Origin of the sequence: Pseudoalteromonas sp. Cn5-37, assembly GCF_021532495.1 — a bacterium.
Taxonomy (GTDB): Bacteria; Pseudomonadota; Gammaproteobacteria; order Enterobacterales; family Alteromonadaceae; genus Pseudoalteromonas; species Pseudoalteromonas simplex.
Genome location: NZ_JAKGBA010000001.1, coordinates 195,994 through 209,419 on the forward strand (window position 1 = coordinate 195,994; position 13,426 = coordinate 209,419).

11 protein-coding genes are annotated in these 13,426 nt (G+C 41.4%); 6 read left to right on the forward strand and 5 right to left on the reverse strand.

Features of this window, described 5'->3' with window-relative positions:
• Positions 1 to 245: 245 nt before the first annotated feature.
• The 3 genes from L1266_RS00940 to L1266_RS00950 are packed head-to-tail and all read left to right on the forward strand — an operon-like array spanning position 246 to position 4,014.
• Positions 246 to 1,460: a thiamine pyrophosphate-dependent dehydrogenase E1 component subunit alpha gene (locus tag L1266_RS00940; RefSeq protein ID WP_166340057.1), complete on the forward strand. Its 1,215-nt coding sequence runs from the start codon at positions 246 to 248 to the stop codon at positions 1,458 to 1,460.
• The gene (locus L1266_RS00945) at positions 1,460 to 2,437 is read left to right on the forward strand and encodes an alpha-ketoacid dehydrogenase subunit beta (protein WP_058584964.1); all 978 of its coding nucleotides are present in this window, start codon (positions 1,460 to 1,462) and stop codon (positions 2,435 to 2,437) included. The genes L1266_RS00940 and L1266_RS00945 overlap by 1 nt, the downstream gene beginning before the upstream one ends.
• A gap of 8 nt (positions 2,438 to 2,445) precedes the next feature.
• Positions 2,446 to 4,014, forward strand: a complete 1,569-nt coding sequence (locus L1266_RS00950; protein ID WP_235376604.1) for a dihydrolipoyllysine-residue acetyltransferase — start codon at positions 2,446 to 2,448, stop codon at positions 4,012 to 4,014.
• Between the two features lie 61 nt (positions 4,015 to 4,075).
• On the opposite strand, the gene L1266_RS00955 is transcribed toward L1266_RS00950, so the two are convergent.
• Positions 4,076 to 5,248 carry a putative manganese transporter gene (locus tag L1266_RS00955; protein ID WP_235376605.1) on the reverse strand — a complete coding sequence of 391 codons (1,173 nt, stop codon included), beginning with the start codon at positions 5,246 to 5,248 and terminating at the stop codon, positions 4,076 to 4,078.
• 71 nt (positions 5,249 to 5,319) lie between these two features.
• On the reverse strand, positions 5,320 to 6,945 hold the full coding sequence (locus L1266_RS00960) for a M28 family metallopeptidase (protein ID WP_054553919.1): 1,626 nt from the start codon (positions 6,943 to 6,945) through the stop codon (positions 5,320 to 5,322).
• Positions 6,946 to 7,056: 111 nt separating this feature from the next.
• On the opposite strand from L1266_RS00960, the gene L1266_RS00965 reads away from it, so the two are divergent.
• From L1266_RS00965 to L1266_RS00975, 3 genes are read left to right on the forward strand one after another with little or no spacing between them, the layout of a single operon-like run.
• Positions 7,057 to 7,869: a DUF3025 domain-containing protein gene (locus L1266_RS00965; protein ID WP_054553918.1), complete on the forward strand. Its 813-nt coding sequence runs from the start codon at positions 7,057 to 7,059 to the stop codon at positions 7,867 to 7,869.
• Positions 7,866 to 8,654 carry an ABC transporter ATP-binding protein gene (locus tag L1266_RS00970; RefSeq protein WP_235376606.1) on the forward strand — a complete coding sequence of 263 codons (789 nt, stop codon included), beginning with the start codon at positions 7,866 to 7,868 and terminating at the stop codon, positions 8,652 to 8,654. Before L1266_RS00965 ends, L1266_RS00970 begins: the two co-directional genes overlap by 4 nt.
• On the forward strand, positions 8,647 to 9,855 hold the full coding sequence (locus L1266_RS00975) for an ABC transporter permease subunit (RefSeq protein WP_054553916.1): 1,209 nt from the start codon (positions 8,647 to 8,649) through the stop codon (positions 9,853 to 9,855). The genes L1266_RS00970 and L1266_RS00975 overlap by 8 nt, the downstream gene beginning before the upstream one ends.
• 49 nt (positions 9,856 to 9,904) lie before the next feature.
• Here the strand turns inward: L1266_RS00975 and L1266_RS00980 are convergent, their stop codons facing one another.
• From L1266_RS00980 to tsaA, 3 genes are all read right to left on the reverse strand, one after another.
• Complete coding sequence (locus tag L1266_RS00980) at positions 9,905 to 10,738, reverse strand: UDP-2,3-diacylglucosamine diphosphatase (protein WP_235376607.1); 834 nt, start codon at positions 10,736 to 10,738, stop codon at positions 9,905 to 9,907.
• A gap of 141 nt (positions 10,739 to 10,879) precedes the next feature.
• A complete protein-coding gene (locus L1266_RS00985) occupies positions 10,880 to 12,604 on the reverse strand; it encodes a proline--tRNA ligase (RefSeq protein ID WP_235376608.1) in 1,725 nt (574 codons plus the stop codon).
• Positions 12,605 to 12,717: 113 nt separating this feature from the next.
• On the reverse strand, positions 12,718 to 13,422 hold the full coding sequence (gene tsaA / locus L1266_RS00990) for a tRNA (N6-threonylcarbamoyladenosine(37)-N6)-methyltransferase TrmO (RefSeq protein ID WP_235376609.1): 705 nt from the start codon (positions 13,420 to 13,422) through the stop codon (positions 12,718 to 12,720).
• Between the last annotated feature and the right edge of the window lie 4 nt (positions 13,423 to 13,426).

Sequence of the window (13,426 nt, forward strand, 5' to 3'; positions counted from 1 at the left end):
AATTTAGTTAACTATATGACTATAAAGAATTTATCTTGTTGTATAGTTAACTTTCCATGCGTTTTTAGCCATTTGTCATCTATTCGTCTATGATTAGTTGAATAACAACTTACGTTAACGTAAAGTGACGGCAGTTTAATTTAATTAGATTGAATATTGCGCAAACTTTATCCTTACAGCTCATGCTGATAAAAATATAATTAAGGGCAGTAGCGTAGGTTTCTGACAACGAAAGAAGGTAGGTTATGAGTAATCCAAATAACGTATCGCTAAACATTAATCATGAACTGTCATTTATTGATGGTCACGCATTAACGATCCCTACATTAAGTATTCTTAATGAGGAAGGCGACATCTACGAAGGTGCAACCGCACCTGATATCGACAAAGCAACGGCAATCCGTCTATATGAAACAATGCGTTTTATTAGAGCACTTGATGAGCGTATGCAAGCAGCACAGCGTCAAGGCCGTGTTAGCTTTTATATGCAATGTCTAGGCGAAGAAGCGGCTGTAACAGCATCAGCTGCAGCGCTTGATCAAAACGATATGATCATGGCCCAATACCGTGAGCAAGCAGCTTTACGTTATCGTGGTTTTAGCCTTGACCAATTCATGAATCAAATGTTCTCAAATGAAAAAGATTTGGGTAAAGGTCGCCAAATGCCAATTCACTATGGCTCACGCGAACTTAACTACATGACTATTTCATCACCGCTTGGTACACAAATTCCACAAGCAACAGGTTATGCATATGGTCAAAAAGTTCGTCATATTGATGCCCAAACCGGTGAGTTAAACAGCACTATTGATAACATCACTATTTGTTACTTTGGTGAAGGCGCTGCGTCTGAAGGTGATTTCCATGCTGGTTTAAATATGGCTGCAGTTCATGAAGCACCGGTAATTTTCTTTGCTCGTAACAATGGTTATGCGATTTCTACACCTGCTGATGAGCAATTTAAAGGTGATGGTATTGCATCACGTGGTGTTGGCTATGGCATTAAAACAATCCGTGTTGACGGTGCTGATGCACTTGCTGTTTATGCAGCAACTAAAAAAGCCCGGGAAATTGCGACTACCAAAGGTGAACCTGTTTTAATTGAATCGATTGCCTATCGTCTTGGCGCTCACTCAACCAGTGACGATCCAAGCGGTTACCGTACAAAAGATGAAGAAGCAAAACATAAAGGCTGTCCAATCGAGCGTTTCCGTAAGTGGTTATTAAAACAAGGTTGGTTAGATGAAGCGCAAGACGCGAAAGACAAAGAAACAATTCGTGAAGAAATTTTAGCGGCTCTTAAACGCGCTGAAAAAGTAGCAAAACCAGCATTAGAAGACCTTATTTCTGATGTGTATGATAAGCCAATCCCATCACTGAAAAAGCAATATGAAGAACTAAAAGAGCACATTTTGCAGCATCCTGATGCTTATCCAACAACTGCAGGGAGATTAAAGTAATGGCTAAAATGAACATGCTTCATGCAATTAACTCTGCCCTTGATATCACCATGGCAGAGCATCCAAATGCATGTATTTTTGGTGAAGATGTTGGTTATTTTGGTGGTGTATTCCGTGCTACATCTGGCTTACAAGAAAAATATGGTAAGCATCGTGTGTTCAATACTCCGTTAACTGAGCAAGGTATTTTAGGTTTTGCTAATGGTTTAGCGGCGTTCGGTGCCCCTGCATTAGCTGAAATTCAGTTTGCTGATTATATTTTCCCTGCATTTGACCAAATCGTGAATGAATCAGCTAAATTCCGTTACCGTAGTGGTAATGAATTTAATGTTGGCAATCTAACAATTCGTACACCGTACGGTGGTGGTATTGCAGGTGGTTTATATCACTCACAATCACCAGAAGCTTATTTTGCTCACACACCGGGTTTAAAGTTAGTTGTGCCACGTAACCCATACCAAGCAAAAGGTTTGCTTCGTGCATCAATTAAAGATGATAACCCTGTTATTTTCTTTGAGCCGAAACGTTTATACCGTGCATCAACAGGTGAAGTGCCAGAAGAAGATTACAGCATCGAGCTCGGTAAAGCTGAAATCGTTCAAGAAGGCACTGATGTCACTGTACTTGCTTGGGGTGCTCAGATGGAAATCATCGAAGACGCCGCTAAAAAAGCTGCAGAGCAAGGTATTAGCTGTGAAGTGATCGACTTACGTACCATTTTACCATGGGATGTTGAGACCATTGCTAAATCAGTGACTAAAACAGGTCGTTTAGTGGTAAGCCACGAGGCACCAATCACGAATGGTTTTGGTGCAGAAATCGTTGCAACAATTCAACAAGAGTGTTTCTTACACCTTGAATCGCCAATTGCTCGCGTGTGTGGTTTAGATACGCCATACCCATTAGCACTTGAAAAAGAATATGTGCCGGATGCACTTAAAGTGCTTGCTGCGATCAAGCAATCAGTAGAGTTTTAGGAGTCAGTATGTCTAAAGATTTTATCTTGCCAGATATCGGCGAAGGCATCGTAGAGTGTGAAATTGTTGAATGGTTAGTTGCAGAGGGCGATTCTGTAAAAGAAGACCAGCCTATTTGTGATGTTATGACCGACAAGGCGCTTGTGCAAATTCCTGCTGTTCATGATGGTGTGATCAGTAAGCTCTATTATGCAAAAGGGGATATTGCGAAAGTACATGCACCATTATTTGCAATGGATGTTGATGGCGAAGCACCAACACAAAGTGAAGAAGTTCAAGCTCCTGTAGCAGCTGAAGCATCATCTGAGACTGGTGAGCACTTAGAAGATTTCATTTTACCAGATATCGGTGAAGGTATCGTTGAGTGTGAAATCGTTGAGTGGTTAGTCAGTGAAGGCGATGAAATCGTAGAAGATCAAGCTGTGTGTGATGTAATGACAGACAAAGCATTGGTGCAAATTCCGGCTAAATACACAGGTAAAGTTGAAAAGCTTTATTATCAAAAGGGTGATATTGCAGCGGTTCACAGCCCATTATTCCAAATGAGCATTGCCGGCCAAAGTGCAGAGCCAGATGTAAGTTCTGCGGTAGTTAAAGCACAAACAAATGCAGCAACTAAACCAGCAAAGAAACCTGCGGCTTCAGCAAGTGAAACTAAACAACTTAATAAGAAAGCGGTTGCTTCACCTGCTGTACGTCGTAAAGCCCGCGAACTTGATGTTGATTTAACGCAAGTACCAGGCTCTGGTAAAAACGGCCGTATTTATAAACAAGATATCGAAGATTTCTTGAATGAAACACCAAGCCAAGCAGCATCACAACAAGCTTCGCCAAAAGTGGCAGAGCCTGTATCAACGGTGGTGTCTTCTGGTGGCAGTCGCGTAGAGCCTATTAAAGGCATTAAAGCGGCAATGGCTAAGCAAATGGTTGCTTCAGTTTCGACAATTCCTCACTTTACTTTCTGTGATGAAATTGACCTCACTAAACTGATTGCAATGCGCAGTGAGCTTAAAGAGCAGTATAAGCAGCAGGGCGTTAAGCTCACTATGATGCCGTTCTTTATCAAAGCACTGTCGTTAGCGATCAAGCAATTCCCAGTACTAAACTCGCAAGTAAATGATAATTGCAGTGAGCTAACTTACTTTGATGATCATAACATCGGTATGGCGGTTGATTCTAAGATTGGTTTACTGGTACCAAACATTAAATCATGTCAGTCAAAGAGTATCGTAGATGTTGCAAACGAAGTGACCCGCTTAACTGAAGCAGCACGTGATGGTCGTGTTTCAGCGGATGATTTGAAAGGCGGCACTATTAGCATTTCTAACATCGGTGCGATTGGCGGCACAATTGCAACCCCGATCATCAATAAACCTGAGGTAGCGATTGTTGCTTTAGGTAAACTGCAGCATTTACCTCGCTTTGATGCACAAGGTAAAGTGATTTCAGCAGCAATTATGCAAGTAAGCTGGTCTGGTGACCACCGAGTGATTGATGGCGGAACAATTGCCCGCTTCAATAACTTATGGAAGTCTTACTTAGAAGACCCTGCAAAAATGATGATGGCGATGAGCTAACATTAGTAAGCATTAAAAAACCAGCCTCGGCTGGTTTTTTTAATTGTAAATTTTGTATTTGCTATTTACCGTAAAAATACAACCCATAACCGAGTAACAGCGCAGGTACTGTTGAATACACCGTCGCGATTAAGGCCGCTTTTGGTGCTAATGCGATAGCTGGGAATAGGGCATCGCCGTCATTTGAAATTGCATTGGCTGCCATCGCACTAAATGGAATAATACCCTGAATATAGAGTGTCATCACGACGATTTGTGGCCCGCAGCCGGGTAATAAGCCAATAGCCACAGCCACCAGCGGTGCAAGATAAGCATACTCAGAAAACCACGCTGTTAAATCAACACCAACTAGGTTAACGAGAATTTCAAACAGCATAAAACTGGCAACAACCCAGGCCGTAACAAAGTGCGTGTCCATTAACACTTTCGTGAGTTTTGAAGGAGGTGTGCAAGGTGCTTCTTCACTGGTTACTTGCTTATAACTGCTGCCTTTAGAAGACAGTGCCCACACAACCACGGTGAATAGTGCCATGATTGAGCCAAATACAGTAATGCCCTCATTAATACCACTGCCAAATACACTTAAGTCGGTATTGGTGGCGATAACAAAAGCAACAATCAAGCTCGGTACTAAAGCAAATTTCCATACTGGTCGGCTAAACTTTAACGCTTTTGGTTGGCATTGTGGCTGCTCGTTGTATTCGCTAGCCTCATCAGGCTGAAATTTATCTGGGCTATGAAATGTATTAACTAATTGACCACTAATAACGCCTACAGCAACACCTATTAACATCATTAATAAGCCATCAAGCGGACGGGTTGCTAACAGTAAAAAGGCGGCATCACCCATGGTTGCGGTTAAGACAGCAACAACAGAGCCAAAGCTAGCCTGCTTTTTAGTAAATTGGGTTACCACAATAATGGCACCCCCACAGCCAGGTAAAGCACCTAAAATTGAGGCAAAACTCACCTCTAGAATGCCTGATTTAGCACGTAGATAGCTCAGCTGTAACTGAGGAAGTTTATCAATAAGGTAGTAATAGATTAATAAGGTGGCTGCAACAAATACAGATACTTGAAAAAAAGCATCACTTAGCGCTTGTAGGGTGAATTCTCGGCTTGCAGGTACCGCCAAAGAAATTAGTAATAAAAGGGGTAAAAATAAGCGTTTATTGTCCGTAATGTAACACCTCGCTTTGTTAGGAATAAACCTCGTTTGTGTTAGTGAGAGCATACAGTGCAACCTTAAAATTAATCAGGTTACACTGTAGTACGATTTTAAATGAAAATCAATCTCATTTGTATCTATTTGCGTTGGAACTCAGAAGTGGCATTCCAGGTCGGCCATTCTTTTCGTTCTGAGATATCAAAACCTACTTGATAGAATAACTGAAGGTCCTGAACGGCACCTGATAAATCCCATTCATCACGGTAACGGTCGCAAGGCTGATGATAACAACCACGAAGCACTAGGCTCATACGCTTACGGTAATTTGCCGTTTCTTCATCAAGGGCTTCACTACCACCACCGGCATACATTGCTGGTACACCCATGTTTGCAAATGCAAAGTGATCAGAGCGGTAGTAACCACCTGAAGACGGTTTAGGGTCGCCAGATACTGTACGGCCTTGCGCTTTTGCAGCTGTTTCTAGTAGGCTATCCATTTCAGATTTGCCAATACCAACAACACTGATGTCTTTTACTTTACCTAATAGGTTTAAGCTATCCATATTGATGTTTGCAACCGTTTGTGATGCTGGGATCACTGGATTTGCAGCATAATATTTCGAGCCAAGTAAACCTTGTTCTTCAGCAGTAACGGCTAAGAAAGTCATTGAACGGCTAGGGTGCTCAGGTAGGGTCGCGAATGCTTCAGCAACTTCGATTAAGCCAGCAGTACCCGTTGCATTATCGTGGGCGCCATTATAGATTTGGTCGCCTTTGCGGGTTTTATCAGTACCAAGGTGATCCCAGTGAGCTGAATAAATGATGTGCTCATCAGGCTTTTCGCTACCCGGTAACGTCGCGATAAAGTTATACGAAATTGATTTTTTAATTGTGTTATTTACTTCAACACTTGCAGTTAGGTCGCCCATATCAACATGGTAAGCGCCTTTTGCCGCATTCGCTTTCATGGTATCGAAATCTAAGCCTGCTTTTGTGAAAAGCTCTTTAGCAACATCAGTTGTTACCCAGCCTTCGACAGCAACACGGTCCATGTTGTTATTTTCTTTTTGGAAACCAAATTGCTCACCGCTCCAAGAGTTTTCAACAACTGACCATGGGTAAGAAGCCGGTGCTGTTTCGTGGATGATAATCGCACCTGCTGCACCTTGACGGCTTGCTTCTTCATATTTGTATGTCCAACGACCGTAATAGGTCATGGCATCGCCGGTGAATAAATCAGGGTTTTTCGTCGCAAAACCAGGATCGTTTACCAGCATAACAACGGTTTTGCCTTTAACATCTAGGCCTTCGTAGTCGTTCCAGTTGTACTCTGGTGCATTAACACCGTAACCAACGAATACTAATTCAGAATCTTTAATGCTTTGCTTAGCACTAATACGGCTACTACCCATTACCATATCTTTTTTGTATTGGTAATCTTTGCCGCCAATAGTAAGTACCATGTCTGAATCAGCTTCTAGTGAAACAAGCGGTACTTCTTGTAAGAAGCTATCACCGTTACCCGGCTCAAAACCCAATGCTTTAAACTGGTCGGTTAAATAGGCAAGCGTTAGCTCTTCACCTTTCGATGATGGTGCACGGCCACCGAACTCATCAGAGGCAAGCACTTTAATGTGTTCTGCTAGTTGCTCTGAGTTAATGCTTTGATAGGCTTTTTCGACATCACTTGATGTGATACTTGTTGAAGCACAGCCCGCAAGAATAGCACTTGCAAGGACTGTCATTGGAAAATAGCGTTTCATAATAGCTCTTTTTTTGTTTTATGGTGACGTTAGTATATGAGGTTCTATTAATGAGAACCAGTTTTTACGGTAAACTACCCACAATACATCAATAAGTAAAAAAAATAAGCAATGAAACGATTTACTGCTCCCGAGCAATGGTCAACGCAATACCTTACAACGGGTGCCTTTAGTGACCTAGCAACGCTATTTAATATTGATAAACTCTCAGATTGGCCATCTTGCCAGTGGTTTAATCAATATCTAAATGCGAAAACTACACAGGGCAAAGCCATAACCTTTGTTGAAGATGAAAAGTTTGCCGATGAAACCCGTTATTATGAGCAAATCATATTTGAGACAGGGCAAGTACCAACAAGACAACAAAATTGGCATGACCTTTTTGGTGGCTTTATTTGGTGTTTATTCCCAAAAACCAAAGCGCTGATTAATCATCAGCACATTGAAGAAATTAAACTGCATGGTCTAAAAGAGCGTAGTAAACACCGAAACGCACTGACCTTATTTGATGAATGCGGCGTGGTGCTGGCAATTACTGAACAAAGCTGGCAGCAGCAATTACGCGACCACCAATGGCAGCAAGCCTTTGTAGAACAGCGTGAACAGTGGGGTAAAAGCATTAGACCATTTATGTTTGGCCATGCTAACTACGAAATGCTCACACAGCCTTATATTGGTTTAACGGGGAAAGCATTATTTGTAATTGTTCCTGATGACATATTTTGTAAAGATTTAACCGAGCAATATGCGTATCTAGATCAACGTCTTTATGAGATGATTAAGCATGATGATTGTTTGCGTGATAACAAAAATTTATCACCCTTACCCTTGTTAGGCGTACCGGGATGGTGGACTGACAATGAAAATCCAGAATTTTACAGTAACACTGATTACTTTAGACCGAAACGAAGGAAACGCACATGATTGAAGTGGCAGGGCTTAAAAAGAAGTTTAAGCTAACAAAAGATCATAAAAAAAATAAAACGGACAACGTAGACCCCCGTGAAGATAAAGAGTTTTTTCATTCTGTAAGAGACGTCAGCTTTCAATGTAACAAAGGTGAAGTACTCGGGTTACTCGGCCCAAATGGTGCCGGTAAAACAACCACCCTTAGAATGATTTCAACAGCCTTAAAACCAGATGAAGGCAGCATTACCATCTCTGGTCACGATATCGTTAAAAAGCCATTAGTTGGCCGCAAATCAATTGGATTTCTGTCAGGTAGTACTGGCTTATATGGGCGTTTAACAGTAAAAGAAAACGTTGAATACTTTGCCCGTTTACATGGCATGAGTAAAAAAGCGGTCGCCGCTCGTTGTGATGAGCTATTCACCTTACTTGATATGCACAGCTTTATTGATAAACGCGCCGAAAACCTTTCAACAGGTATGAAGCAAAAAGCCAATATTGCCCGTGCTGTTGTTCATCATCCTGATGTGGTTATTCTTGATGAGCCGACAACTGGTTTAGATATTATGACTACGCAAACCGTCATTAACTTTATTCGCGGCCTTAAAGAGCAGGGCACACCAGTTATTTTCTCAACGCACCATTTAGATGAAGTTGCCTTACTGTGTGACCGTGTTGCAGTGATAAACCAAGGAATTAGTTGCTTTGATGGCACCTTAGATGAGTTTAATCAAACAGGTCAAAGTGAAGAATTAAACCAAGCGTTTATGAATATTTTAACGGAGAGCCGTAATGTTTGAAGTATTTAAAAAGGAATTAAAAGAGCTATTACGTGACCGTAAAACATTGATTTTCGTTGTTGCACTACCGGTTGCTATCTTCCCACTGTTATTTGCTGTTATGGCCTTTATTAGTTCACAAGCGGCGTTAGAGGCAGAACAAGAGGTCCATACTTACGCTATTATCAATGGTAATTACGCGCAAGATTTTACAGATAAAGTGTTTTACCATAAGAGCTTTGCTTTATATAAAGGTGATGAAACCTTTAATACGGTAGAAGATCTCACTAAAGCGGTAAAAGCAGGTACCATAGACATGGGTATCTATTTACCGTCAGACGCTAAGCAAACGTTAGATGATGCAAAGCAAAGTGAATGGCAAGTTGTGTATAACGACGCAAAAGCAATTAACTTCCTATTTGACCGTGTAAAAGAACTGGCAAAAGAATATGGCGATACGCTGCGTACAAACAAACTATTAAGCTTTGGTGTATCAGAAGAGCAGCAAGCCGCTATTATCGAGCCTATTAAAGTGGTGAAGGTCGACACTGCAGATAAACGTGAAAATCTGGGGGAGAAAATTGGTGGGTTTATTCCTTATCTACTTATTCCTCTGGTATTGATGGGCGCAACGTACCCGGCGATTGATTTAGGAGCTGGTGAAAAAGAGCGTGGTACGCTCGAAACCTTGTTACTTACACCAATCACCCGTACACAGCTGGTGTTAGGTAAGTTTGTAACCTTACTTGCTTCTTCTATTGCAACAACCACCATTACCGTACTCAGTATGGGTGTGTGGATATCAGTGGCCATTGCATTTGTAGATTTAGCCGTTGTTAAAAACGCATTTAGCTCTTTAACTGTATTAGATTTAGGGCTAATTTTTGTGCTGTTATTACCTATTGCTGCAATCTTCTCATCATTAGCGTTGGCTATTTCTATCTATGCGCGAACCTTTAAAGAAGCACAAAACTACATGGCACCACTTAGCATGGGTGTAATTTTTCCAATTATGGTTGCCTTAATGCCTAATGTTGAGCTTACGAGCAAAACAGCATTTATTCCTGTGACAAATGTAGCTCTGGCAATCAAAGAAATCATTAAAGGTACAGTTGATTACACACTCGTGGGTTTAATTTTCTTAGCGACAGTCATTGTGGCAGGTGCATTACTTGCGTTTTGTGTTAAATGGTTCAATAAAGAAGATGTACTATTTAGATAGTAAATTACAATAAATTTAAGCCCCGAGTAGGGGCTTTTTACGTTTAGGTCTAGGCTGCATCTTGGTTTTTATCATAAGCAGTCTTTGGTGTAAGTTTGCTAATGTCTGCCGAGTGAATCACTTTTTTAGTTTCACTCCAGTGCAATAACTCTATACGCCCAGAGCTGTTCTCTACTAATGCAGTGCAGTTTTCAATCCAGTCGCCATCATTGCAATATAAAATTCCATCAACCACTTTAACAGTTGGGTGATGAATGTGCCCGCAAATGATGCCATCGACGGCTTGTTTTTTTGCTTCGTGGATGGCCGCTTTTTCAAATGCATCAATAGCTTCACGTGCTTTATGCACGCGTGCTTTGATCCAGGAGGCCAATGACCAATAATTACCGCCAAATAAACGCCGAATGCGATTAGTCCAGCGATTTAAAAATAGTAATAAATCGTATCCTGCATCGCCCGCAATACTGATTAATTTGTTGTAGCGCGTTGCTGAGTCAAAATCGTCACCATGTAACAGTAAAAACCGTTTTTTGGCTTTTGTGGTATGGATATATTGCTTGTGTACTTCGATACCGAATAATGAATCATTGGCATAATGGCGAAAGGTTTCGTCGTGGTTACCCGGTATATAGATCACTCGTGTGCCATCTTTTGCTTTTTGTTGAATAAGCGCAAGCACATCATAATGACTAGGATGCCAAAAAAACTGTCGTTTCATTGACCATAAATCAACAATATCGCCGACCAAATACAGAACATCGCATTCAATGGCATTTAAAAAATCTAGTAAATACTGCGCTTGGCAGTCTTTATAACCTAAGTGAACGTCGGAAATCCAAACGGCAGGATAGTGGGTTTTACTACTGCAAGTGGTGTTATTCATGGCATTTACTCATGGTGTAATAAAGTAAATGCTAGGCAGAATCAATGACAGTTAAAAGACGCTTTAGCGAAACATCTATGACAATTAATAAAACAAAAAAACCGCCGAAGCGGTTTTTTAAATTTTGTTGAGAAGACTTAATCAGCCTTTAACAAGTGCGGCAATTTCAGAAGCGGCACTATCTAAATCAAGCATTAGCTTTTCGCCAGTACGACGGTTTTTAAGCTCAACCTTGTTTTCATCAAGGTTACGCTCACCAATTACTAATGTGAAAGGCACACCTAGTAATTCCATATCGTTAAACATAACACCTGGGCGCTCTTTACGGTCATCAAACAATACATCTAAACCGGCATCTTTCAAGCCTTTGTAAAGGTTATCAGCAATATCAGGAATACGATGAGACTTGTGCATGTTCATTGGCACAATCACTAAATCAAATGGTGCGATAGGTTGCGGCCATTTAATACCGTATTGGTCATTGTTTTGCTCAATAGCGGCAGCTACGATACGTGATACACCAATACCGTAACAACCCATTGTCATTACTTGGTTTTTACCTGTTTCACTTAATACGCCAGCTTTCATTGCTTCTGAGTATTTAGTACCAAGTTGGAAAATATGACCTACTTCAATGCCACGTTTGATTTGCAGTGAACCTTGACCACATGGGCTTGGGTCGCCTTCAACGATATTACGGATATCAGCCACTTCGTAGTTTTCTACATCGCGATCCCAGTTGATACCGCTGAAATGTTCACCATCTTTATTAGCACCTGCTACAAAGTCAGCCAAAACGTTAGCTGTGCGATCAACAATAATTGGCATTGATAGACCAACAGGGCCTAATGAACCTGGTTTTGCGCCAATAGCAGCAACGATGTCTTCTTCTTTTGCCATTTCAAGCGGTGAGTCTACAAGTGGATGCTTCTCAGCTTTTAACTCGTTTAATTCATGGTCGCCACGTAATACAAGGGCAACTAAACCACGTTGTTCGTTTTCATCTGGTGCGCCATACACGATTAATGTTTTCACGCCGCGATGAGGTTTAACACCATAGTGCTCTTTAAGCTCAGCAATTGATTTTGCATCAGGCGTTGGGAACGCTTTTAAATCTTTACTTGCTGCTGGGCGCATTTCAGTCGGTGCTAATGCTTCTGCTTTTTCGATATTTGCAGCGTAATCACTTGCATCACTAAATGCGATTGCATCTTCGCCTGATTCTGCAAGTACATGGAACTCATGTGACACGCTACCACCAATTGAACCTGTATCAGCGATAACAGGGCGGTAATCAAGACCAAGGCGCTCGAAGATGTTGCAGTATGCTTTGTGCATTACTTGGTATGTTTTCTCTAAACACTCATCACTTAAGTGAAAAGAGTACGCATCTTTCATGGTAAATTCACGGGCACGCATTACACCAAAACGAGGGCGAACTTCGTCACGAACTTTTGTTTGTACTTGGTAAAGAGTAAGCGGTAATTGCTTATAAGAGCTCACTTCTTTACGTACAAAATCTGTGATCACTTCTTCGTGTGTTGGGCCAAGTGCAAATGGGCGGTTGTGACGGTCATTAATACGCAGTAATTCAGGGCCGAATTGCTCCCAACGACCAGACTCTTCCCAAAGATCAGCTGGTTGGATAATAGGCATTAACATTTCGATAGCGCCTGCTTTATCCATTTCTTCACGTACGATGTTTTCTACTTTTTTAAGTACGCGTAGACCAGAGGGCAACCATGTATACAAACCCGACGCAACGCGGCGGATCATGCCTGCTCGTAGCATTAATTGATGAGAAACAATTTCTGCATCAGACGGAGTTTCTTTAAGTGTTGCGAGTATATATTGACTGGTACGCATCTCTATTCCAAGTAGTGTTAAAATTATTATCGTTTACTCAAGACGTTTGAGTAATAACAAGGCGCTAAGTTTACCAGTGGAAGCACTGACACTAAAGCGCTATATGCTAAAAACTAGCATTTTTCAATGCAGGTCACTGTATTATGATTGTCCTGAACATGCCACCTAATATTAAAATCATATAAGGTCATGCCGTAGCTTTGTTCTGAGTCACGTTGCTTTTTATAAGCTGGGCGAGGATCTTGCTTTAATACATTGCTTATAAACGCTTTTAATTCAGGTTGCTCAGTTTGCTTTGCAATAAACGCCAGGGCTTCTTCACTAAACTCAACGCTCATATCGGTTTCTGGTCGGGTATCGGCAAAACCTGCGGTGGCATCGGTCATTGCGTCGGAGTAGGGCAAATATGGCTTAATGTCTAAAATAGGTGTGCCATCGAGTAAATCGATACCTGAAAGCAATAAGCTTAATTGACCATTTTTATATTCAATGCCTTCAAGTTTTACAGCACTCATGCCTATAGCATTTGGGCGAAAGGTTGCACGTGTTGCAAATACACCTTTACGTTCATTACCGCCTAGGCGAGGGGGTCTCACCATTGCTGAGTAACCTTTATCTGCGGTTTCATGAAATCTAAATAACAGCCAAATATGGCTAAATCCATCGAGGCCGCGTACAAACTCTTCACGATTAAAATCGCTGCTGAATACCAGCTTTGCTTTAGCCTCAGGAACCAAACGAGGTTGGCGAGGTATGGCAAACTTTTGTTTATAAGGAGATTGAATATGGCCGACGGCAGTTAATTGGTATTCGCTCATTGTG

Excerpts from the sequence above, each read along its gene's own strand:
- L1266_RS00940 (WP_166340057.1), top strand. The coding sequence starts at position 246 with ATGAGTAATCCAAATAACGTATCGCTAAACATTAATCATGAACTGTCA.
- L1266_RS00945 (WP_058584964.1), top strand. The coding sequence starts at position 1,460 with ATGGCTAAAATGAACATGCTTCATGCAATTAACTCTGCCCTTGATATC.
- L1266_RS00950 (WP_235376604.1), top strand. The coding sequence starts at position 2,446 with ATGTCTAAAGATTTTATCTTGCCAGATATCGGCGAAGGCATCGTAGAG.
- L1266_RS00955 (WP_235376605.1), bottom strand. The coding sequence starts at position 5,248 with ATGCTCTCACTAACACAAACGAGGTTTATTCCTAACAAAGCGAGGTGT.
- L1266_RS00960 (WP_054553919.1), bottom strand. The coding sequence starts at position 6,945 with ATGAAACGCTATTTTCCAATGACAGTCCTTGCAAGTGCTATTCTTGCG.
- L1266_RS00965 (WP_054553918.1), top strand. The coding sequence starts at position 7,057 with ATGAAACGATTTACTGCTCCCGAGCAATGGTCAACGCAATACCTTACA.
- L1266_RS00970 (WP_235376606.1), top strand. The coding sequence starts at position 7,866 with ATGATTGAAGTGGCAGGGCTTAAAAAGAAGTTTAAGCTAACAAAAGAT.
- L1266_RS00975 (WP_054553916.1), top strand. The coding sequence starts at position 8,647 with ATGTTTGAAGTATTTAAAAAGGAATTAAAAGAGCTATTACGTGACCGT.
- L1266_RS00980 (WP_235376607.1), bottom strand. The coding sequence starts at position 10,738 with ATGAATAACACCACTTGCAGTAGTAAAACCCACTATCCTGCCGTTTGG.
- L1266_RS00985 (WP_235376608.1), bottom strand. The coding sequence starts at position 12,604 with ATGCGTACCAGTCAATATATACTCGCAACACTTAAAGAAACTCCGTCT.
- tsaA (WP_235376609.1), bottom strand. The coding sequence starts at position 13,422 with ATGAGCGAATACCAATTAACTGCCGTCGGCCATATTCAATCTCCTTAT.